Here is a 20,983-nt window from a genome sequence, read left to right as displayed (position 1 = left end):
TCATGAAAAATTATAAAAAAGGACTGCTTGCGGCCATGATTTTATCTGCCATGAGTTTGATGGCAGCCGAAGATAAAACCATCTATGTCACCACTTTGGTGGATGAAGACGGAGAGAACAGTAATGCCTGCTCTTTGCGAGAAGCGATTAAAACTGCAAAATTAGATAAATCCTATGGCGGATGTAACGTCGGCCGTACGCTTCGGCTGGATGGTTCAGCCCCAGACGTGATTCAGCTTGAAGCGGGTGAATACAAATTAGACAGCGAACTTGTCATTGAGTCCGCGCTCAAAATTTATGGAAAAACGCCCTTTAGTTATACCAGTCGTAGTCCGATTACGAATTTATACCCAACCCGTGATGCTTTAAAAACCACGATTTCAGGTCAGGGAAAAACCCGTCTCTTTAACAGTATGGCCAGTCAATCCAGTCTGGAAGTCTATCATCTCATTTTAAAAGATGGTTATGCGGCAAAAAATACACAGGATAAGGGCAATGGCGGTACCTTTTATGTGGCGGGCCCCTTAAGCATTAATAGCAGTGAAATCGTAAATTCCCGGGCAGATGCAGAAGGGGGGGCTATTTATACGGTGGCGATGAATACCGAAAGGAGTGTGATCATCCAGGATTCGCTGCTTCACCAAAATAAGGCAAGTTCATATGGTAGTGTGCTGGCTATGGATTGCCAGGGGAATTTAGGGACGACTCAAACCAATGTAAAAGTTAGTTCTAGTAGTATTGTTAAAAATGGGTCAGAAAATACGGCCAGCATTCTTGATTTTTGTGGTTATGCAACCGTAGAGTTGAATAATTCTACCATTGCCAAAAATACTGCGAGTCAGACAGGGCATATTTTGCGTATGACCAATCAAGCCAATCGCCCTCTCAGTGCCTTTTCCAGTTTAACTGCCTTAAGTAATACTATTGTTGAGAATGCAGCTCAATCTACTTTATTTTATGACAAAACAGGTTCTAAATATTTCTATTTTAATGTTTTAGCATTTAATCAGGGCTTATCTTGTGAATATGCCTTAAATCAGGGGAATCCGACTAAGGAGCAAAGCGTCGTATTTACTACTGTTAAAAATGCCATACAAACCACTGGACTATCACGTTGTGTATTGCCAGAGTTAGATGCGGATGAAACTTCAAACAATCTTGACATTTCTAACAGCACGATAAACAACTTATTAACAGCTTATATTGAGCCTGCAATTGATAACCGTTTTCTAGGCATGTATTACCCACGTGATAATGGAACAGCTACAGATTTGGTAGATGTGGGGGTAAGTGGCTGTGCTGAACAGGATCAACGTGGCATTGATCGGGTGGTGGGATCTACTCTTACCTTAAATCCAGATGCAAAAAATAGCTGTGAAATCGGTTCAATCGAAATCCGACGTCTGACCGCAGCAGATATCACAGATCTGAAAAATAGCAGCTTGGTCGATTTGAATAATTTTTATCAGGACAATATAACTGACATCAAAAGTATTATTGCAAATAAGAATACGCCAGCAGAGGAAATACCTGGTTTAAAGGAAGAGTTAAAAGAATACGAAGATTTACTTAAATATACCAAGCAATATCAGCAATACCGTGCAATTTATGTCAATCCCTTTGTGCTGGCCATGCCTCAGGAAACCTTGATGGGCAATACGGTTCAAACCAAAGTCTTGAATGCACAAAATTATGATATTAGTGTTAAGTCTTTAGGAGTAGGTGAGTTAATTGGTACCGGTAGTTCGACCAGTGTGAAGGGTGATCCGAATGACCCCAATCTTAAGTGTGAATGGAAGCCTGATCTCAACCGGATCATGATGTATCGTACCGATGGGAAAATGACCAAGGCAACAGATATGGAATTCTGTAGCTATACTCTCAAAGATAAGGCCACGGGGATCAGCAGTGCTGGAATTTTAAAAGCAGCTTTTAACAATATTGCACCGATTGCCAAGAGTGATGAATATTGGATTAGCCCAGAGAATAATCTGACAGTGACTGTGAATCCACTTGAAAATGATAGTGATGATGGTGATGGGCCTCTACCTTCAGGAAAGTCGGCTTTTTATCAGGATAAAGAGGGAAAAGAGATTCCAATTCGTATTGTGAAGATTCCTGCCGGAGTTTCTCTTAATGCAGAGCGACAAGGCCCTTGTCCTGATACTTATCAGCGCGAGACCTGCTATGGTGGAAAACTGACATTTAGTGTGAGAAATAACTTAAGCCAGGCAGATTACAGCATGCAGTATACGATTTTTGATGCAGATGAAAAAATGTCTGAAACAGCAACGATCCTGCTACGAAATACGGTAAAAAATGCCAATACGTCATCAAGTGGTGGTGGCTCATTCGGAATTTGGGGACTATTCGGATTATTGGGGCTGGTCGCTTATCGCCGTCTAAGAAAATAAAACCTAATTGGAAAATTCAAAAGCCTCCATTTGGAAGAATGCTGATCAGTTAAGGAGTTTAGAAATAGACGCTTTAACTTTTTAGTGGTTCACGATGGAGTCTTAAGGTTTTAAATCAAATATTTGTCATATCATTTGTGACTTTGGTTTTGCTCAAATGAGAAGCGGAGTTTCACAAGGAAGGCATCTTGCGGAGCAATACACCTCATGCATCCAACAGTTGCGGATGACTTTTCCACCTGGCAAATATGATCATGAATTTAAAAAAGAAAATGCCAGTCAATTGTTTAACTGACTGGCATTATCTATTTGGAGGCTTTTTATATGGGTCGCTTAATGCGAGCTAGAGGGTGGTTGAGTCGTTTGCTGGTATTTGAGGATGTACTCTTCCCGAATGGCAAGTCGTTCTTCAGGTTTGGCATTTTGCATGCGTAAGCCAAGTTCTCGACGTTCCTGACTGCTCATCATTTGCCAAGTCTCACGCATTCTTTGTTTTTCAACCTCAGGAAGCTGGGTAAACCAGTCCATACGCTGCTGTAAGCTGACGCTCTGCTGTTCTGGAATTTCCTTGAGGGACTGATAGCGTTTAATAAGTGCCAACTGTTCGGAATCAGAAAGACTATCCCAGGTATCGGAAACCTGAGTATTTGCATCTTTAGAAAAGATCCAAAAACGTTCAAATCCTGCAAAACTGGTTTGCAGAAAACTGAATGCACAAAAAGCAATTGCCAATCTTTTAGCTGCCATGTGGAACTTTGTCCTCACCTAGAACCATTAGCATTTCTAAATCTTCAAGCATTTGTGGGGACAGTTTCGGTACTGACACCATTTGGGTTTGCGGCTCATTGTGGCTAGAAATATTGGGTAATACTACAACACCTGCAATTGCTGCTGCCAAGGCAAAACCTGACATTTTTAAAAATGCAAAACGTGAATGTTTAGAATCCTGAATTTCTTCAAGAACATGGTGCATGACAACAGGTTTGTGTTTATGTTGTTGTGCCAGTCCATCGAGTTTGGAAGTTACTTGTTTTAAGAAATCATCTTGATTCATTCGGATGACCCTCCCAGATATGGATTTAAATGTGCCAAAGAGGTACGTAAGCCTTGAATAGCACGGTGATAATGAGTTTTTACACTGCCTTCTGAGCAGTCCATAATTTGTGCGGTGGTATGCGTATCAAATCCTTCCCAAGCTCTCAGCATAAATGCCTGCTGCTGACGTACAGGTAGTTTGGCAATAGCTTCCTGGATTTCTTCAGCTGTCACTGCCTGATCCAGAAAGTCCAAAGGCGTCGGTGTAGCTTCGTCCACGATATCCTCAAGTTCAATTTCGTCATCATCCAGACTGACTTTCTTAAAAAATGAAAACATCTGACCACGCCGTGCTTCTTTACGACGCCAATCCTGTAATTTGTTGTTCAGAATTGTATAAAATAGGGGATACCATTCTTCAGTACTTTTTTCCGCATAGGATTTATGTAAGGAAATGAAAGCTTCCTGAACCAGATCCATGGCAATACCATGATGACCTTGAGTTGCACTTTCCATCATCACCAAGGCGCGTCCAGTCACATCTTGCATAAAATTCTTCAGACGTGCTTCAGCCGTACTCTTCAGAATACTTACATCGTGTGATTGCAACTGTTTTGGTGCTAAATCCATAGAGATGGAAAATCCTGTCATTGGACACCCACCATGATTCCCAAGTTCATAATCATATAACGTTGGGAATTATGGTTTGGTTGACAATTAAGTTTATTATTTTTGTAGTGTAATCTATTTTATAAACGGGCAGGGCCGAATTAAAACACTGTAACCTAAATCCCTAATTAGATACGTTGACGTACCATTTCAAAGAAACAGATCGATCCTGCAATCGCAACATTTAAGGATTCCTGACCACCCGGCTGCGGAATACTGACAGCTTCTGCGTGTTGCATTGCATAATCAGAAACGCCTTGACCTTCATTGCCCAAGATCCATACGCAAGGTTTACCTAAATCTTTTGAGTACAGACTTTCGGCACGATGTGAGCTGGTGACGTATACAGGAATTTGAAATTGCTCAAGAATTTGTTCAAGTGCAATATTTTCAAAAGTTTGCAGCGTGAAGTGTGCGCCCATACCGGCACGTAATACTCGTGGTGACCAGAGTGATGCAGAACCTTTGGTGCAGACAATCTGTTCAATACCGGCTGCTGCTGCAGAGCGAAGCAGGGTACCAACATTACCCGGATCCTGTACATTTTCCAGAATTAAAGTGTCGGCTTTAAAATCCAGTGCATAATTTGCTGTCGGTAAAGTGACCACAGCTAAACAGGCTAAAGACGTTCCTAAGGTGCTTAAATCTTTGTATAAAGATTCGCTTAAAACAAAGACCATCCCTGTGTATTTTGCGAGAATTTTCTCGAAATCAGGATGCGAAAGTGCATGTTCAGTGGTAAAAATCGAATCAATTTTACGGTTTTCATGCAGCCAGGCGAGAGACAGATGCGTGCCTTCCAGCACAGTTTGCCCCTGTTTTTTACGATAGGTGTTTTGTTCAATCAAACCACGTAAGTGTTTAATTTTTGGATTGTCTTTTGAATCAAGAAAAAAAGTTGGCATGGGAGATATAATCCACGGTAGCCGATTCAATATCGGCTACCGCTATAAAAAATTAGTTATGATAGCTGGTCACAAGATCAACTTCGTTTTTAGAACCGATAATCACTGGCACACGTTGATGTAGATCGGTTGGTTCGATCTCCAGAATACGGACACGGCCTGTGGTGGATGCGCCGCCAGCCTGCTCCATGAGCATACTCATTGGGTTGGCTTCATACATTAAACGCAGACGACCAGCTTTAGCCGGATCTTTAAAGTCGTATGGATACATGAAGATACCGCTACGACAAAGAATACGGTGAATATCGCCCACCATACAGGCAACCCAGCGCATATTGAAATCTTTTTCACGAGGACCGGTTTTGCCTGCCAATAATTCATCGATATAACGTTGTACTGGTGCTTCCCAGTGGCGTTGATTCGAGGCATTGATCGCATATTCTTTGGTATCTGCAGCGACTTGAATCGCTTCAGAAGTTAGTAGGAATTCTTGAGTTTCCGGGTCAAAGGTAAAGAACACTACGCCTGCACCGACAGTCAATGCCATCATGGTCGATGGACCATACAGTACATAACCTGCAGCCACTTGATTGACACCGGCTTGCATAAAGTCTTCGGCCTGAGTCACGGCATTTTTCGCAGGAAGAATCGAGAAAATCGTACCCACACACATATTGATATCGATATTACTTGAACCATCGAGTGGGTCGAACAAGACCAGAAATTGACCATTTTCTTGTGCAGGGGTGAATTCATCCAGTTCTTCTGAGGCCAAACCACCGACATTCGGGTGTTGCTGTAAAGCATCAATCAGATAATCATTGGAAATGACATCCAGTTTCTTTTGCTCTTCGCCTTGAACATTTTCATGCTGTGCACTTCCCAATACACCCGCTAAAGCACCTTTTTGCAGCAACAGATCGATGTCCTTGCAAGTGTTTGCAATCGTTTCAATAACTTGTGCAAGTTCAGGTGTGAGATTCCCGCTTTGTTGCTGTAAAAACTGGGATAGGGTGCGGTATGACATAAGGGAAAACTCCAAGACTTAAATCGGGAAAAAATGATCAAAACGATATGCGGCTATATTTTAGATGAGAACGTACTAAAAGAAAAATTAAACTGGATTATTTGTATCGATTTTGCCCTTGCAACTCCTGTGGAAAGTGCTATGTTGAAGGCAAGGGAAAATTGAGAATAGGAGCACAGATATGACAACATTAAAGTTTGATGCGACTCCAACGCCAAGTGAAGGCATTACTTTAGATGATATCTCTGAAGACAAGATGAAAGAAGCCTGGCGGGATTATGAAGCAAAACCAGAGTACAAACAATTCAATAAACACGACCTGATTGAATCGATGCAAGCAGTTGAACCAGGCCAGACCGTAGAATAAACAGATTTGTTCATTCAACCCAATAAAAAGCACTCAATCATGAGTGCTTTTTATTTGATACGCCAGCATTGAAAGTTATTTCAACAATGGTGGTACCGCTTCATAATTAATTTCAACACGGCGGTTTTCTTTCCAGGCATTTTCATCATGACCTGGATTGATTGGCATTTCCTTACCATAGCTGACGGCTTCTAATTGAGCAGCATTTACACCAGTAGTCACCAGGAAGCTTTCTACGGCTTTGGCACGACGCTCACCAAGCGCCATGTTGTATTCACGGGTACCACGTTCATCGGTGTGACCGGTGAGTGCGACACGTGAATTAGCATTGGCCATCAGGAACTGTGCATGTGCTTGTAGGGTACGAAGATCTTCATTGCTGAGTTCAGTACTGTCATAGTCAAAATGTACGACACGTTTTGCCAAGAAAGCCTTGTTTTCCGCAGTGACACCTTTTGCAGAGGCACCCGCCATGTTTTGTGCATTTAATGCAGCATCTTCACTTAGACCTTGCGTATCCACTGTGGTTGAGCTGGTTGTATCTAAGCCGCCGGTTTGAACTTCAGCGGCAGGTTTACGGCTCGCACAACCTGTCATGACGACAGCTGCTGCTAAAAGTGGTAAGGCAAATAATTTTACTTTGTTCATCTTCATCTCCATGAAGTTTGATTATGGGGTAAAAGGTTTATACAGATACCAATGTTATTTTGGTGCCCAAGCCGGTTCACGGACTTCGCCCGTTTCACTTGGCAAGTTCATACGGAAACGACCATCTAGTGACATGATCGACAGAAGTCCGCGCGCGCCTTCACGTGTGGCATACACCACCATCTGGCCATTTGGCGAGAAACTTGGTGATTCGTCTAGAGTTGTTGGCGTCAGAATATTATTTACACCAGAGTTCATGTCTTGAACGGCAACCCGATAGTTACTGCCGCTTGGACGATGAACCAATGCAAGTTTCTTGCCATCTGCGCTCAGCGTACCACGTGCATTAAATGCACCACGGAAGGTCAGACGTTTATTGCTACTTGAAGCGAGATCATGGCGATAAATCTGTGGAGATCCACCACGATCAGAAGTAAAGATAAAGGATTTTCCATCTGGAGCATAACGTGCTTCGGTATCGATCGCACTGTCATTGGTCATACGTTGTAATTGACGTGTTTCCAGATTCATCTGGTAGATTTCCGGATTGCCATGCATGGATGCAGTAAACAGCATGCTCTTGCCATCTGGAGAGAAACTTGGTGCGCCATTTAAGCCACGGAAACTGGCCAGTTTTTCGCGTTGTCCTGTGGCCAGATCCTGTACATAAATTGCCGGACGTTTGGTTTCAAACGAGACATAAGCAATTTTTTTGGCATCCGGTGTCCAGGCTGGAGAAAGAATCGGATCACGCGAAGTCAAAATTGTTTTTGGCTGTTCGCCATCGGTATCGGCAATTTGCAAGGTATAACGTTGTTCTGGTGTTGCTGGATTACGCAGTACATAAGCAATACGTCCAGTAAAATCACCTGGAATGCCAGTTAATGCCTGATAGATGGCATCACTGATCATATGCGCTGCCTGACGGGTACGTGAGGCTGGAACAGTTAGTAATTCATTTAATAGATATTGTTTTTTTTCGATATCGTATAACTGATACTGGATTTCAAAAGAACCATCCGCTGTGGTTTTTGATGAACCGGTCACGACATAGGGAACGCCAGCGGATGCCCAAGCTTCTGCATTCGGGTTATTTAATGTGGCAGTCGCAGGCAGGTTTTTTGAAGCACTGGTAAATCTGCCTGAACGATTCAAGTCATTTTCAACAATAGGATAGATGCTCTGATCCTGACTGAATGGCACAATGGCGATTTTAGGTGCTGCCTCAGGTGCCTTGGTAATTTCCAGATGCAACTGGGCATAGGACTGAGTTGCCAATACAGGACTTAAAGCGCCAATGATTGCGAGGCAGAGTAGGTGTTTGCGAGTCTTTTCCATCATTCGTTATTTACTCAAATCAACGGATTTATTGTATAGGTAGCTTGGGCTACATCATCGCATGGATTTAATAGAATAAAACCAGAATTTTATGACCAAACTGTTATGACACTGTGAAAAATGAATATTATTTAATCATATTAAAGTGAAGTTTAGCTGAAAAAATCAAAGCCATCACCTCAATAATGTGTGATGGCTTGGTTTTTATTGTGCGGTAAAGGTTGATGTAAAACTTCGTGCTTCTCGGCGTGCATCTGGATCTGAAGGCATCGGATACGGCGCAGCAGCCCGCACCGCAGCTTCTACGCTGGCTTTCATGTCTGCATCACTTGAGTTCACGATGACAGAAACCACACCCCCATTATCATTCAAGGTTACTCGTGCATTTGCAGTTTTACCGGATGAACCTACTGGGGTATCCCAAGCGCGTTTAATTTTATTGGTAAAATCGCGTTTTGCAGTAGACGCAATCCGTTTTGATTCCGCTTTTTTCTGTGCAGCTTCTTCAGCAGCCTGTTTGGCGGCTGAAGCTTTGGCCTCTGCATCAGCTCTGGCTTTTGCTTCGGCATCTGCTTTGCGCTTGGCGTCTGCATCCGCTTTTGCCTTAGCGTCGGCATCTGCCTTGCGTTTGGCATCAGCGTCGGCTTTTGCTTTAGCAGCCGCATCCGCTTTGGCTTTCGCATCAGTGTCCGTTTTGCGTTTTGCCGCTGCATCATTTTTAGCCTTAGCCGCTGCATCGGCTTTAGCTTTCGCATCCGCATCTGCTTTACGTTTCGCCGCTGCATCATTATTGGCTTTTGCTGCCGCATCTGCCTTTGCTTTAGCAGCAGCTTCAGCCTTACGTTTGGCATCAGCCTCTGCTTTGGCTTTCGCAGCGGCATCGGCTTTTTGCTTGGCAGCTAAGTCAGCTTTTTTCTGTGCTTCCAGTTTGGCTTTTTGAGCAGCATCGGCTTTGCGTTGTGCATTCAGTTCAGCTTGGCGTGCAGCTTCGGCTTCCGCCTTGGATTTTTGCGCTGCATCGGCTTTAGCTTTGGCTGCTGCCTGTTTGGCCTGTTCAGCGGCTTCGGCTCGTTTCGCGGCTTCGGCTCGTTTCGCTGCTTCCGCTGCTTGCTGCGCAGCCTTGGCTTGTGCTGCCTCTGCCGCTTTTAGCTCCTGCTGCGCTTTTTGTGTATCGACTTTTGGCGGAGGTGGAGTCACAGGTACAGCAGGGGCAGCAGTTGGAATGACAGGAGCCGGTTCTATACTGGGTTCAGCAGTTTGGGTAATTTCTTCTGCGACATTTTCATGTGCAGTTTCCTCAAATTCGGTTTCTTCGCGAGTCACCGGTTTAAGGTCTTCTGGCTTGATCAGAACGGTTTTGATCTGTTTTGGCGGTTCAGGGGGATTACTCATGCCCAGATAAAGTAAGCCCACCAAAGCCACTGCATGGATGCCGAGCGTAAATCCAATCGCAATTGCTTTTTTTTGAAAGGGCGGTTTCTGATAATTTTTCATACTTTATTCTAGGGGTTTGGTCAGTAAACCGACTTGAGAAAGGCCAGCATCCTGCAGGCTGGACATCAAGGCCATGACATCGCCATATGGACGGGTATTATGGCCATTGATCACGACATTGAGCACCTTGTTTTCATTTTGCGCCTGGGTTTGGGCATCAACAAGCGTACGGGTTAATTCTTCTAGTGTGACTGGGCCGGTCGCCTGATTTTTATATTCTAGATAATATGAACCATCTTCTTTAAGTGTGACAATCCTCGGGGTATCCTTGGAATCGATCGGTAATCCGTTGGCCTGAGGCAAGTCAACCTTGATGCCGCTGGTAATCATCGGGGCGGTGACCATAAAGATTACCAGCAGTACCAGCATGACATCGATATACGGCACCACATTCATGTCACTTTTTAGTGGCTTTTTAATACGCTGAAAGCGTCCTGAACCTTGAATCGCCATTAGTCTTTGTCCTGAGTTATGCCCACGGACTGACGTTGTAGCAGTGCCACCATTTCTTCGGCAAACAGGGCGCGATCAGAGTAAACGGTTTCACCTTTGGCCGTGAAATGGTTAAAGGCCAACACCGCTGGAATAGCTGCGAACAGGCCAATGGCAGTTGCAATCAGGGCTTCAGCAATACCAGGTGCAACCGTCGCCAGCGTCACCTGATCGACATCTGCCAGGCCAATAAAAGCGTTCATGATGCCCCAGACGGTACCGAACAGACCAACATAAGGTGCAACCGAACCAATACTGGCCAAAGCACCGAGTCCTTGCTCCAGATGACCTTGATCACGGCTCAAGCCGACACGCAGAATACGCTCTGTTCCTTCAATGGACTGGGCAGTCGGTGCATGGCGTTTTTTCAGTTTCAGGAACTCACCCAGACCCTGATAGAAAATATCTTCAAGGCCAGTGCGTTTAGAGTTGAGCTGGGCATTGTTATACAGGGTATTCAGTTCAGCGCCAGACCAGAATATTTTCTGGAAATGTTCATCATCGGCCTGGGCTTTTTTATAACTCATATAGAGTCTGGCAATCAGATACCAGCTATATATTGAGGCTAACAGAAGAGAAAGCATCACCAGTTGTACGACAGGGCTTGCTTGTAAAATAAGATCTGAAACTTGAAGAGATGATTCTAACTGAGTCGCCATAGTTGTTACGTGTGCCAATAAATTTTTTAGTCTTGTTCCAATTCTTTTTGAATTAGTTCGCGTATTTCATCCGGGAGTCGACGTGGTCGCATCTCTGCACTGATACATGCCAACTCAACCTCACCCGATGCAAGCATGATTTCACCACGATAAATATTTTGTTGCAATACAAATGATGAAGCTTTACATGAAATCACACGTGCAGTAACAGTAATTAAATCATCCATCAAGATGGGGCGCATATATTTGACATTAATTTTGTGTACCACAAAATTATATTCTGCCTGTTGCCAGTAATGACTGACTCCGGCAGCACGCAACCATTCGGTACGGGTACGTTCCATATAGCGAATGTGGTTAGCATGGTAGACAATACCACCTAGATCAGTATCTTCAATATATACGCGGATATTGAATTCAAAATGATTCGCCATAGTTTTGTTCCATGCAGATGTTCGAAATTTTTGCTTGTTTTTTGGAGAGAGGAAAATCCTTGAATTTGCCGGATTCCTGTCCAAAGTCAAGCAATTTAGCGGGACAAAGTTTAGCATTTTGAGTTTTGAGACCAATGGCACAAGATGTCAAATCTGGCTAGAAATAGTCAAGAGGAAGCGCAGAGCACCTGATAGCTCATTTATAAAACAGCAGAAGATGATGAAATGCGCGAGCTCATCAACTCGCGCATTTTTATAGCAGGCAATTAACCTTTATTGTTCTGTTTCCAGTTGGCCTGAACCTGTTCAGCCACTTTTGGATAATCTAGAATAAAGCGCACATGACTTTCGACACCGGTTTTTAAGGTCGCATCATCGACAATGAAGTTCGGATTATGGTTTGGCGCGGCTTTAGCCGGATCTTGATCGGCCGGCGTGGCACCGACAAAGACAAACAGGGATGGCATGAGCTGGCCATAGTAAGCAAAGTCTTCACTCGCACTGGCATTATTATCCAAGACATGCAATTTATCTTCACCGTGGACTTTGGCCAGGGTCGGTTGCATCAGCTTGGTCAAAGTTTTGTCATTGGTGGTGACCGGGGCATAAGGCGCAATTTCGACTTTCACCTTGACATCGTTGGCTGCTGCATTGTGTTCTAGCATCTTCGGTAAGTCTTTTAAAATGCCTTGACGAACGTCTTCACTATTGGAGCGAATAGTCCCGACCATATTGACCTGATCTGGAATCACGTTACCGGTGGTACCACCCTGAATGCTACCAATACTGACCACGCCCATTCCTTTGGTCAGATCCGCTTTACGGCTGATCAAACTTTGCAGATTGGTGACCATCTGGGCAGAGGCATAAATTGGATCTTTTCCTGCCCAAGGCATCGAACCATGAACCTGACTTCCATTGACCTGGATGCGTAAATGATCGGCACTGTTTAAAATGGCACCATCTTTGTAGAAGATATTGCCACTTGGCATACCGGCCATGACATGCATACCGAAAATGACTTCAGGTTTTGGATTTTTCAGGGCGCCGTCCGCAATCATTTTACGCGAACCAATCTGATCGCCTTGGGTAAAGTTATCAATATCTGCACCACCTTCTTCGGCTGGCTGGAACACAAATACCACCGTTCCTGCAATTTTATCTTTGTTGGCGGCCAGAACTTTGGCTGCACCCAGTAACATGGCGGTATGCGCATCATGACCACAGGCATGCATCACATAAGATTCTTTGCCCTGATAAATGGCTTTTTGTTTGCTGGCGAATGATACCGGTGCAGTTTCCTTAATTGGTAATGCATCCATATCTGCACGCAATGCCATGACCGGGCCGGGTTTACCACCTTTTAGTACACCGATCACACCCGTTTTGGCATAACCTTTTCGTACTTCAATCCCATAGGATTTTAATTCTTTTTGAACCAGTTCCGAGGTTTTAAATTCCATATTCCCCAGCTCAGGATATTGATGAATATGCTGGCGTAATTTTATGGTGTGCGCTTCAGCCGTTTGTACAGAATCATCAATCCAGTCGGCCAGACTGAGTTGGCTACAGAAAAGAAGAGGAAGACAAAGGGAAATCTGCTTATACATATTCATACTTGGGGGAGAACCTTAAGAAATTGAAATGGTTAAAGTGATTCTCTAGGATTGCATATTGATTTAAATTTGACCAAAACTCTCTAAGTATTGTGATAATACCTTTAAGGTATATTGCTTGTTAGACCTTGTTCTAAAAGAGCTTTATGAATGCTTTTACATTGTAAAATTATGTACCCTTATTTATTTTCTATATGCTAAAGGTATCAAAATTATCAATAAGGCAAAATAAAAACAAATATCGAAAATAGATCAGGACAAGATTCCGCGACAATTATTAACGCAACCTTTGGGTGAAAATGATGAGTTCTGGATTACGCCGGGTCTGGATGAAGACTTGGACGAAGCCATGCGTAAATCCACCCGTGAAGCAATTCGTTTTCTAGTCAATGAATATGGCATTTCTGAAGAAATTGCCTATGCCTACTTAAGTGCTGCCACTGACTTTGAAGTGTCACAAGTGGTCGATAAAACCAAAGGTATTCATGCGATGATTCGTAAAGCGGACTTTAAGGAGTTTAAGAAAGAAGAGAATTAATTTCTTTATATTAGTTTTTAGTTTTGTGCTTTTGCCAACTGATTAGACATGGTCAGTTGGCTTTTTCTTTTGTAATACTTTGAAAATCTTTAGAATGGGATGATTGAAAATTGATTTTAAATATTAAGGGGTAAGGTGTGGCAGAGCAGAATAATAATGCAGTGATGATTTCAATTGCCATGGACAGTGCCACAGCAGCCTTTTGATCAAACGGCAAGTGTTGTAGAGAATCCAAATAGAAAGATGGAGCTTGATCTCAATCATTCGACAGATACGACAGCAATTTCATCATTTACTTTATCTGTCATTATTGCGCTTATTTTAGGTAGTTTCGCAACTTGGCTTGCTTATTGGTATGGACGTAAGAGTTTTCAACTCACAGAACTATCTTTTAAAGTAGTAAGTGAAGATATTAAAGAAGCAGCAGAATCTCATAGAAATATGACTAAACAACTTATAGAAAGTCAAGAAAATTTAAAAAGAGTTGAATTACAAGAAGAATTTTATAGAGGTTGGAAACTTAAGTTAATAGACGATCTTGCTGTATTGAAACCATTAGTGCATAAATACATTACATTGTTAGGCTCTGTAGCTTTAGTACTAAATGATGTGAAAGACTGGTTCAAAAATAATGAATACGAAGATATGCGTTCAGAATTAAAGAGTTTAGAAGATGATATATTCCCTTTAATAGCTCGTATTAGTACTCATTTAAAAATGTTCGTAGAGGAAGATCATGAATTAGTATCTGAATGGGACGAATTTGAGCGTTATCTCACTCAGCTACAAATCATGTGTATTACCGCGGTAATTGATAAAGAAGGTATTGCTGATAGTTTCAAAGCTCTAAACATTGTAGTAGATTCTCTTATTCAAAATTTGAAATCTATATTCAATAAAAAAGCAGCCTAAGCTGCTTTTTGAATCACTTTTCTTTTGGCTCAGGTGGTGTCAATCCAAACTGTAAATAGGCCATATTGGTGGCAATACGGCCACGTGCAGTACGCATCACATAACCTTGCTGAATCAAATATGGTTCAATCACATCTTCCAGCGTACCAGAATCTTCTGCCATGGCAGCAGCCAACGCTTCAACACCAGCAGGGCCACCATCAAAACGTTCTAATAACATCGATAGATAACGGCGGTCTAAAGTATCTAAACCATCTTTATCGACTTTGAGCATGTCCAAAGCACGTTGTGCCATATCCTGATTAATTTCACCAGTGCCTTTGACCTGAGCATAGTCACGTACACGACGCAATAAGCGGTTGGCAATACGTGGTGTGCCTCGTGAACGACGGGCAATTTCTTTTGCGCCATCACCAGTCATGGGTACATCCATCAAATTGGCTGAACGTTTGACAATGTGGGTCAAATCTTCAACTGAATAAAATTCTAAACGCTGTACGATGCCGAAACGGTCACGCAAAGGAGAGGTAAGCAGACCTGCACGTGTGGTTGCTGCAACCAAGGTAAAGGGTGGCAAATCCAGTTTGATTGATCGTGCAGCAGGCCCTTCGCCAATCATGATGTCGAGCTGGTAGTCTTCCATCGCTGGATAGAGAATTTCTTCAATCACCGGTGAAAGACGGTGGATCTCATCAATGAACAGGACATCACCTTCTTCCAGATTGGTCAGCATGGCGGCCAAATCACCGGCACGTTCTAGCACCGGACCTGAAGTCGACTTAAGATTACCGCCCATTTCGCGGGCAATAATATTCGCCAGCGTGGTTTTACCCAGGCCGGGCGGGCCAAAAATCAATGTATGATCCAGTGCTTCTTCACGACCACGCGCTGCGCCAATAAAGATTTCCATTTGCTCTCGAACCACCGGCTGACCAATATAGTCATCGAGTGAGGTTGGACGGATGGCACGATCAAAATGATCTTCTGGTTTTTCAGAACCACTGATGAGACGGTCTTGCATATCTTTTGAGTTAATCTCTATGGTTTATTTGAGGTGAATAAAGTCATAGCCTCAAAATGCTTTAACAATTCGTATGCCATTGTGCAGGCATGCTCTTACTTTTGACAGGGCAAAAGTAACAAAACCCTTTGCAAAAATAATGGCACATCCTATGCCATATTTCTGCGGCAGCATCCATGCTGCCTTCTCATCTTCATTTTGCAGCGAATATTTAAATCAGTATTAACGATTCATCGACTTTAATGCAGCGCGGATAATGTCGCTGGCTTCAGTGTAATCTGCTTTAACCGCATTAATCAGTTTTTGTGCTTCAGCAGGTTTATAACCCAAAGACTGTAATGCAGCTTCTGCTTCAGCCACGGCTGAATTACCCATAAACTGAATCTGTGGTGTAGTTGAATTGCTTGGCGCAGCACCTGAAGCCATGGCTTTAAAGCGGTCACGTAATTCAATCATTAAACGTTCAGCGGTTTTTTTACCGACACCGGGAACTTTGACCAAGGTATTCACATCTTCATTTTCAACGGTATGAATCAGCATTTCCACACTTAAAGTTGAAAGAATACCCAAGGCCATTTTGGGGCCAACGCCGTTGACTTTTAACAGGGTGCGGAAAATGGTTTTTTCCTGAGCATTGATAAAGCCATACAGCAACTGTGCATCTTCACGCACGGCCAGATAGGTCCAGAGTGTGACTTGTTGTCCTTTTTGCAGCTGGCAGAAAGTCGTCAGCGGCGTATCAATTTCATAACCGACGCCATTTACATTTAACAGTACGGTGGGTGCTTCTAAAGCCAGTACTTCACCAATCAGACATCCAATCATCTTTTATCATCACTAAATTCAGTTTTGCTGCATAGTAGTCAGCATTTTCCGGAAAGGCAAAATCTGCCGCTGTAAAATAGATGATTTTATTACAATCATCCTCCCATACAGCAGAATATTTTATAACAATCCGGCTTTATTGCCTTGTAATTCCTGCGACAGGTTATAAGCCTGATGATCAGAAAATTTCGAAACAATATCCAGCACCTGCATGATATTGTCATAATGGCTGGCGCTAAAATTCGCCCCTGAACGTTGCAGAATCGACATCAAGCGCTGTTCTTTAAAACTCAGGTTTTTATGCGGCGTTGTTAAGGGAATAAAGGCATCCAGAATATTTTGCAAACATTGATGCGCGATAATTTCCAGTCCTGCTTTTTGCGGATGCTCAAAAATTTTATCCCGTGCCAGTTCTTTGGCGCGATTAATCCCGATTTCAATGTCCGCAGTACAATATTGCAATAAAGTACCTTGTAACTGACCCGATAAAATCTGGTCATGATGACGGGCAAAAGCCGTTGTCACTTCATCGACCAGACGTTTCATGACCCGACCACGCAAGGCGGCAATTTTTTGCTGCCAGGTGGTATTGCTCATGGCGATTTCAGAAGGAATACCATAATCACCGAGCAGATTTAAAAAGACCGGCTCAACTTCGTCATAACTGAGCATATTCAGGCTAATACCATCTTCAAGGTCAATCAGGGCATAACAGATATCATCAGCCGCTTCGAGCAGATAGGTCAGTGGATGACGGCAGTAATGATATTCAGCTAACTGAATCAGTCCGAGTTGTTCTGCAATCTGCTTTAAAATCTCTTTCTCGGCCTGATAGCAGCCAAACTTGGCCCGATTGCTGGCAGGTAAATCGACTTGAGATGCCATGGTTTTTGACAGCCACGGATATTTTAAATAAGCCCCTAACGTGGCATAAGTCAAACGCATGCCGCCATCATTGGGATGGTAATCGATTTTGGTCAACAGGCGTAGACCTTGGGCATTGCCTTCAAACTGACGTACATCGGCTTCTTGTTCAGGACTGAGATCTTTTAAAAAATCGGTATGCGATGCATCGTCGAACCATTCTCGAATGGCATATTCACCGGCATGGCCAAAAGGGGGATTACCAATATCATGTGCCAGACAGGCAGCCTGAATAATGGCACCGACATCGGCCGGGGAAATCCAGGGCGGTAACTGATCTTTTATTTTCTCTGCGGCCAGCATCCCGAGTGAACGCCCAATACAGGACACTTCAAGTGAATGTGTGAGTCGTGTATGAATACCATCGTGCTGGGTTAAAGGGTGAACCTGAGTTTTACGGTTCAGCTGGCGGAAACTTTGTGAAAAAATAATACGGTCATAATCTTTGTGGAACGGGCTACGTGCCAGTTCAGTACTTTGCTTTTTACTACCAATCCGAACTGTCGAAAGCAGCTCTAACCAACGCATTTGAGTCATTTATCATTATTCAATTCTTTGCTAAGTGCATCATGCCAAAAAAGTAGCAACAGCACTAGAGTGCTGCGACATGAATTGTCGGAACAAACAAAACTCTGTGGAAATTTCAGCTGAACAATCGCTATAAAAAAACAGGTCATATTGACCTGTTTTTATCTCATGATAGAAGTGGACTAAAGCAAATCTTCACCACTGATCTTGGCTTCCTGGATGTCTTTATAGACCCCCATGCAAATGACGAACAAAATCATCGTCGCCACCAATGGCCAAAAAAGTACATATAGGGTCATAAATTGACTACTCATCTGAAATCTCCTTATTTACTTTTCTCAGATACCTGGTGAAATTCAATCACCATCTTATTGATTTGTTTAAAATCAAATCGTTCTTTGCTATTCATTAAAGTCAGTACTGTACAGACAATGGCGCTGCTGCCGTAGGCGGTCAGGGAACTCAATAGCGTGCCATAATCACGCAGGAAGCCGATGGTCCATGGAAGGAAGCCGATACTGGCCAGAATACCGACCACCAGGCCGACTTTCTTGCCAAAGAAGCCAAAGCTCATCAGACCCAGTACCACACCAATACCGATGGTGGCCATAAGCTCAAAACTGAGTGCGATCAGACCCTGAATTGGCAGCCATTCAAATCGAACCACCAGAAAGCTTAAAAATGCGATACCGACAGACCAGTTAAAGGCACGGGCATTGACCTTGTCCCAGTACAGGCTGGCAATCACCGGGAATACGATGGCACCCCAGAGTGCACCGACGAAAATCAGCATCGCTAGAATGTCGAATTTAAGCGTGGCAATTAAAATACCGAGCATGGTGGCTACAATCATGGTCATCCGGCCAATAAACAGCATTTTCTTCGGATCAGGACGATTTTTAGCAATCTGTTTGCCATAAATATCGGTCATTACGATGGCAGACAGGGCAGATAAATCCGAATCCGCCGTTGACGAAAGCGCGCCAATCACCATGACAAAGAGTAAGGCCACCATAAATGGAGACAGATACGTTGCTGCCATTTGTGGAATCAGGTTGTTCAGGTTGCCATCAATCGGCTGAATCCCGGCAAATAGCGCCAATAATCCGAGCATTCCCAAACCGACGACAATCGCGGCATAACCGATGGTTGCAGTAATGAAGCTGGGTTTGATCAAGTCTTTACGCACTGCAAACAGGCGTTGGGCGATGGTCTGGTTACCAATCGCATAAGCCAGTACCGCCACAAAAAATGGTGCACCCTGTTCTAAAAATGCGGTTTTCGAAAAGAAATCCAGTTGTTCCGGTTGCAGATTATGCATGCCGGTCTGGAACAGTGAAGGGCCGCCCAGGGTGAAAAATAGCGTCGGAATAATGATCACTGCCGCCACAATCATGGCGACCAGTTGCCCAAAGTCGGTAAATACCGAGGAGCGGAAACCGGACCATAAAGTATAGGACAGGACGCCAATTCCGGTAATCAAGACCCCATGGATAAAGCTGAGGGGAGACAGAATTTCAACCAGCGCACCTGCTGCGGTAAAGTTTACCATCAGACTGATCACGCTCCCGACAATGTTGGAGCCTGCCAGAATCATCTGGCTCTGGTTACCATGCCGTGCATGCATGATTTCTGCCAAAGTGTGTGCATTGGGTGCCAGGTCGCGGAAACGTTTGCCGAATGGGTAGATAAATAAAATCATCAGTGCACCCCACAAACCATAGTGTAAGGCACCGGAAACACCGTATTTATATCCGGACGAAGCTGCTGCATAAAATGAAGCGGCCCAGATCCAGGTGGCGGTCATACTGGCCGCAGACATTCCAAATCCGATGGAGCCATTCGAGACCATATATCCATCGACATTTTCATTTTTTTGCTTAATGCGTAACGACAATAGAAAGGTGATGCCATAGAAAAGCACCATCAATAGTACAGTTGCTGTACTAGTGAATTGAAACATACATACTCCTTAAGCGGGTCACCTTTTGTTTTTGAAAATTAAATCATTGGCAACAGATTAAGGCTCTAGATTAGACAGAGCAGTGAAGCTACAGAAAATAAAAAAACCAGCGTCTGAATATCAATTGGATATTCATATCTGCAGCAGAAAAGAGGATGATTCATGCGTCCTGAATGTGGACATTTCCTCAGCAATTGGCGTAGAGGTTAACATAAAATCATCAAATTTACTGATGAAGTCATTAATTATGTAGATTCTTTGCTGATATAAGGCTATTTTTGATTTCAACATCTTATCAAATATAGATTTGTTGTTTCTATATTTTTATAGGAATTACAGGTATTTATTGCATGGTTTTTTATTAGAATAAAGATGGATATCAGTCAGAAAATGAAAAAGTAACAAAATTTTAATATTGCTTATTTTCTTCATTATGAGTAGTGATTTTTTTAATAATAGCCTAAAAACTTTCATTAATTCATGTCTGATGATGCTTATATATTCTGAATTTTTGCATAAGAATAGAGACCGAGAATCAGTTTGAATTTAAGCTGTATATTTTCAATTGATTAGCTTGAAAATAACCTATTTCATAGAGGTAAAATAAGAAATTTTTAAATAAATTTGCTAAGTCAATATATTAATAACAAGAGGCTTAATATCCTGGAAATCCATTTACTAAAGTAGATCTATTGATTTTAATTCTCACTCTTTATTAGAAACTATGGTGGGGTCTTATATGTGAGATTTAGGTATCTTTGAATAGAGTTCATATATTAAGATGAGTGATCGGAATAATCTGGGCTACCGGATATTACTGGAAGTCGATTGAAGCAGGCGATATAGTTTGCTCATACAGACAGGCTCGAAAAGGGAGAACAGCGGGGCAGAGTCTTAAATCCTGCAATGGAGCCCGGAATGGGGATAGCTGGATACAAAATTATTTCAGTAGTGCAACTCGCCGACAGAGAGATGAGCTAAAAAATGAACTCGACTGTTTCAGTCTATCCCGAGAAGCTTTAGTCTATCCTTAATAAGTTTTTTATAACGGCTCAAGAATAAGTTCTGTACGCATTTTAAGTGGTCTTGCTGTTGAAAAATAATACAATTTTCTTAAGTGAAATTATTGTTAATCGGTTTTGATTTTTCTTTAACAAATTGTGTTAATCTACGC

20 protein-coding genes and 1 pseudogene are annotated in these 20,983 nt (G+C 42.9%); 4 read left to right on the top strand and 17 right to left on the bottom strand.

The features are described from left to right. The first annotated feature begins 2 nt into the window (after positions 1–2). Positions 3–2,414, top strand: a complete 2,412-nt coding sequence (locus CWI32_RS05645; RefSeq protein WP_100534838.1) for a CSLREA domain-containing protein — start codon at positions 3–5, stop codon at positions 2,412–2,414. A gap of 333 nt (positions 2,415–2,747) precedes the next feature. Here the strand turns inward: CWI32_RS05645 and CWI32_RS05640 are convergent, their stop codons facing one another. From CWI32_RS05640 to CWI32_RS05615, 5 genes are all read right to left on the bottom strand, one after another. Next, positions 2,748–3,161, bottom strand: coding sequence for a DUF3106 domain-containing protein (locus CWI32_RS05640; protein ID WP_005097618.1), 414 nt, complete (start codon positions 3,159–3,161; stop codon positions 2,748–2,750). Then, positions 3,151–3,468, bottom strand: a complete 318-nt coding sequence (locus CWI32_RS05635) for a hypothetical protein (RefSeq protein WP_005097616.1) — start codon at positions 3,466–3,468, stop codon at positions 3,151–3,153. The genes CWI32_RS05640 and CWI32_RS05635 overlap by 11 nt, the downstream gene beginning before the upstream one ends. Further along, a complete protein-coding gene (locus CWI32_RS05630) occupies positions 3,465–4,079 on the bottom strand; it encodes an RNA polymerase sigma factor (RefSeq protein WP_005097615.1) in 615 nt (204 codons plus the stop codon). The genes CWI32_RS05635 and CWI32_RS05630 overlap by 4 nt, the downstream gene beginning before the upstream one ends. Before the next feature lie 167 nt (positions 4,080–4,246). Next, positions 4,247–5,023, bottom strand: a complete 777-nt coding sequence (locus CWI32_RS05620; RefSeq protein ID WP_005097613.1) for a TrmH family RNA methyltransferase — start codon at positions 5,021–5,023, stop codon at positions 4,247–4,249. A gap of 52 nt (positions 5,024–5,075) precedes the next feature. Then, positions 5,076–6,050 (bottom strand): class 1 fructose-bisphosphatase, encoded by a 975-nt coding sequence (locus CWI32_RS05615; protein ID WP_005097611.1) that lies wholly within the window; start codon positions 6,048–6,050, stop codon positions 5,076–5,078. Positions 6,051–6,231: 181 nt separating this feature from the next. Here CWI32_RS05615 and CWI32_RS05610 point away from each other — a divergent pair, with 181 nt between their 5' ends. Next, entirely contained in the window at positions 6,232–6,417 is a 186-nt protein-coding gene (locus CWI32_RS05610; protein ID WP_005097610.1) for an NF038105 family protein, read from the top strand. 75 nt (positions 6,418–6,492) lie between these two features. Here the strand turns inward: CWI32_RS05610 and pal are convergent, their stop codons facing one another. The 7 genes from pal to CWI32_RS05575 form a co-directional block, all read right to left on the bottom strand. Further along, entirely contained in the window at positions 6,493–7,065 is a 573-nt protein-coding gene (gene pal, locus CWI32_RS05605; protein WP_005097609.1) for a peptidoglycan-associated lipoprotein Pal, read from the bottom strand. A gap of 54 nt (positions 7,066–7,119) precedes the next feature. Continuing rightward, on the bottom strand, positions 7,120–8,403 hold the full coding sequence (gene tolB / locus CWI32_RS05600) for a Tol-Pal system beta propeller repeat protein TolB (protein ID WP_171255748.1): 1,284 nt from the start codon (positions 8,401–8,403) through the stop codon (positions 7,120–7,122). Between the two features lie 204 nt (positions 8,404–8,607). Then, positions 8,608–9,897 carry a cell envelope integrity protein TolA gene (gene tolA / locus CWI32_RS05595; protein WP_100534837.1) on the bottom strand — a complete coding sequence of 430 codons (1,290 nt, stop codon included), beginning with the start codon at positions 9,895–9,897 and terminating at the stop codon, positions 8,608–8,610. Positions 9,898–9,900: 3 nt separating this feature from the next. Next, a complete protein-coding gene (gene tolR / locus CWI32_RS05590) occupies positions 9,901–10,350 on the bottom strand; it encodes a protein TolR (RefSeq protein ID WP_100534836.1) in 450 nt (149 codons plus the stop codon). Continuing rightward, the gene (gene tolQ / locus CWI32_RS05585) at positions 10,350–11,048 is read right to left on the bottom strand and encodes a protein TolQ (protein WP_004279111.1); all 699 of its coding nucleotides are present in this window, start codon (positions 11,046–11,048) and stop codon (positions 10,350–10,352) included. The genes tolR and tolQ overlap by 1 nt, the downstream gene beginning before the upstream one ends. 26 nt (positions 11,049–11,074) lie before the next feature. Continuing rightward, entirely contained in the window at positions 11,075–11,482 is a 408-nt protein-coding gene (gene ybgC / locus CWI32_RS05580) for a tol-pal system-associated acyl-CoA thioesterase (protein ID WP_004731733.1), read from the bottom strand. A gap of 266 nt (positions 11,483–11,748) precedes the next feature. Then, a complete protein-coding gene (locus CWI32_RS05575) occupies positions 11,749–13,092 on the bottom strand; it encodes an amidohydrolase (protein ID WP_167381270.1) in 1,344 nt (447 codons plus the stop codon). A 250-nt stretch (positions 13,093–13,342) separates the two neighbouring features. Between CWI32_RS05575 and CWI32_RS05570 the strand changes: the two are divergent. Together CWI32_RS05570 and CWI32_RS05565 are read left to right on the top strand one after the other, a co-directional pair. Further along, positions 13,343–13,636: pseudogene (locus CWI32_RS05570) on the top strand (acetamidase/formamidase family protein); the annotation flags it as partial. A 174-nt stretch (positions 13,637–13,810) separates the two neighbouring features. Next, entirely contained in the window at positions 13,811–14,548 is a 738-nt protein-coding gene (locus CWI32_RS05565; RefSeq protein WP_228127725.1) for a hypothetical protein, read from the top strand. A gap of 13 nt (positions 14,549–14,561) precedes the next feature. On the opposite strand, the gene ruvB is transcribed toward CWI32_RS05565, so the two are convergent. The 5 genes from ruvB to CWI32_RS05545 all read right to left on the bottom strand — a co-directional run bounded on the left by ruvB (position 14,562) and on the right by CWI32_RS05545 (position 19,809). Further along, positions 14,562–15,569 (bottom strand): Holliday junction branch migration DNA helicase RuvB, encoded by a 1,008-nt coding sequence (ruvB, locus tag CWI32_RS05560; protein WP_005097600.1) that lies wholly within the window; start codon positions 15,567–15,569, stop codon positions 14,562–14,564. A gap of 222 nt (positions 15,570–15,791) precedes the next feature. Next, entirely contained in the window at positions 15,792–16,394 is a 603-nt protein-coding gene (gene ruvA, locus CWI32_RS05555) for a Holliday junction branch migration protein RuvA (RefSeq protein WP_100534835.1), read from the bottom strand. Positions 16,395–16,514: 120 nt separating this feature from the next. After that, positions 16,515–17,855, bottom strand: a complete 1,341-nt coding sequence (locus CWI32_RS05550) for a deoxyguanosinetriphosphate triphosphohydrolase (protein WP_005097598.1) — start codon at positions 17,853–17,855, stop codon at positions 16,515–16,517. Positions 17,856–18,028: 173 nt separating this feature from the next. Then, positions 18,029–18,160: a putative transporter small subunit gene (locus CWI32_RS15240; RefSeq protein ID WP_005097597.1), complete on the bottom strand. Its 132-nt coding sequence runs from the start codon at positions 18,158–18,160 to the stop codon at positions 18,029–18,031. 11 nt (positions 18,161–18,171) lie between these two features. Then, positions 18,172–19,809, bottom strand: coding sequence for a sodium:solute symporter family transporter (locus tag CWI32_RS05545; protein WP_005170049.1), 1,638 nt, complete (start codon positions 19,807–19,809; stop codon positions 18,172–18,174). Positions 19,810–20,983: the final 1,174 nt, after the last annotated feature.

Source organism: Acinetobacter pseudolwoffii, from assembly GCF_002803605.1.
Lineage (GTDB): Bacteria > Pseudomonadota > Gammaproteobacteria > Pseudomonadales > Moraxellaceae > Acinetobacter > Acinetobacter pseudolwoffii.
The sequence above is the reverse complement of the archived record's forward strand: the minus strand, read 5'-3'. Positions and strand labels throughout refer to the sequence as shown.

Excerpts from the sequence above, each read along its gene's own strand:
- CWI32_RS05645 (WP_100534838.1), top strand. The coding sequence starts at position 3 with ATGAAAAATTATAAAAAAGGACTGCTTGCGGCCATGATTTTATCTGCC.
- CWI32_RS05640 (WP_005097618.1), bottom strand. The coding sequence starts at position 3,161 with ATGGCAGCTAAAAGATTGGCAATTGCTTTTTGTGCATTCAGTTTTCTG.
- CWI32_RS05635 (WP_005097616.1), bottom strand. The coding sequence starts at position 3,468 with ATGAATCAAGATGATTTCTTAAAACAAGTAACTTCCAAACTCGATGGA.
- CWI32_RS05630 (WP_005097615.1), bottom strand. The coding sequence starts at position 4,079 with ATGGATTTAGCACCAAAACAGTTGCAATCACACGATGTAAGTATTCTG.
- CWI32_RS05620 (WP_005097613.1), bottom strand. The coding sequence starts at position 5,023 with ATGCCAACTTTTTTTCTTGATTCAAAAGACAATCCAAAAATTAAACAC.
- CWI32_RS05615 (WP_005097611.1), bottom strand. The coding sequence starts at position 6,050 with ATGTCATACCGCACCCTATCCCAGTTTTTACAGCAACAAAGCGGGAAT.
- CWI32_RS05610 (WP_005097610.1), top strand. The coding sequence starts at position 6,232 with ATGACAACATTAAAGTTTGATGCGACTCCAACGCCAAGTGAAGGCATT.
- pal (WP_005097609.1), bottom strand. The coding sequence starts at position 7,065 with ATGAACAAAGTAAAATTATTTGCCTTACCACTTTTAGCAGCAGCTGTC.
- tolB (WP_171255748.1), bottom strand. The coding sequence starts at position 8,403 with ATGGAAAAGACTCGCAAACACCTACTCTGCCTCGCAATCATTGGCGCT.
- tolA (WP_100534837.1), bottom strand. The coding sequence starts at position 9,897 with ATGAAAAATTATCAGAAACCGCCCTTTCAAAAAAAAGCAATTGCGATT.
- tolR (WP_100534836.1), bottom strand. The coding sequence starts at position 10,350 with ATGGCGATTCAAGGTTCAGGACGCTTTCAGCGTATTAAAAAGCCACTA.
- tolQ (WP_004279111.1), bottom strand. The coding sequence starts at position 11,048 with ATGGCGACTCAGTTAGAATCATCTCTTCAAGTTTCAGATCTTATTTTA.
- ybgC (WP_004731733.1), bottom strand. The coding sequence starts at position 11,482 with ATGGCGAATCATTTTGAATTCAATATCCGCGTATATATTGAAGATACT.
- CWI32_RS05575 (WP_167381270.1), bottom strand. The coding sequence starts at position 13,092 with ATGTATAAGCAGATTTCCCTTTGTCTTCCTCTTCTTTTCTGTAGCCAA.
- ruvB (WP_005097600.1), bottom strand. The coding sequence starts at position 15,569 with ATGCAAGACCGTCTCATCAGTGGTTCTGAAAAACCAGAAGATCATTTT.
- ruvA (WP_100534835.1), bottom strand. The coding sequence starts at position 16,394 with ATGATTGGATGTCTGATTGGTGAAGTACTGGCTTTAGAAGCACCCACC.
- CWI32_RS05550 (WP_005097598.1), bottom strand. The coding sequence starts at position 17,855 with ATGACTCAAATGCGTTGGTTAGAGCTGCTTTCGACAGTTCGGATTGGT.
- CWI32_RS15240 (WP_005097597.1), bottom strand. The coding sequence starts at position 18,160 with ATGAGTAGTCAATTTATGACCCTATATGTACTTTTTTGGCCATTGGTG.
- CWI32_RS05545 (WP_005170049.1), bottom strand. The coding sequence starts at position 19,809 with ATGTTTCAATTCACTAGTACAGCAACTGTACTATTGATGGTGCTTTTC.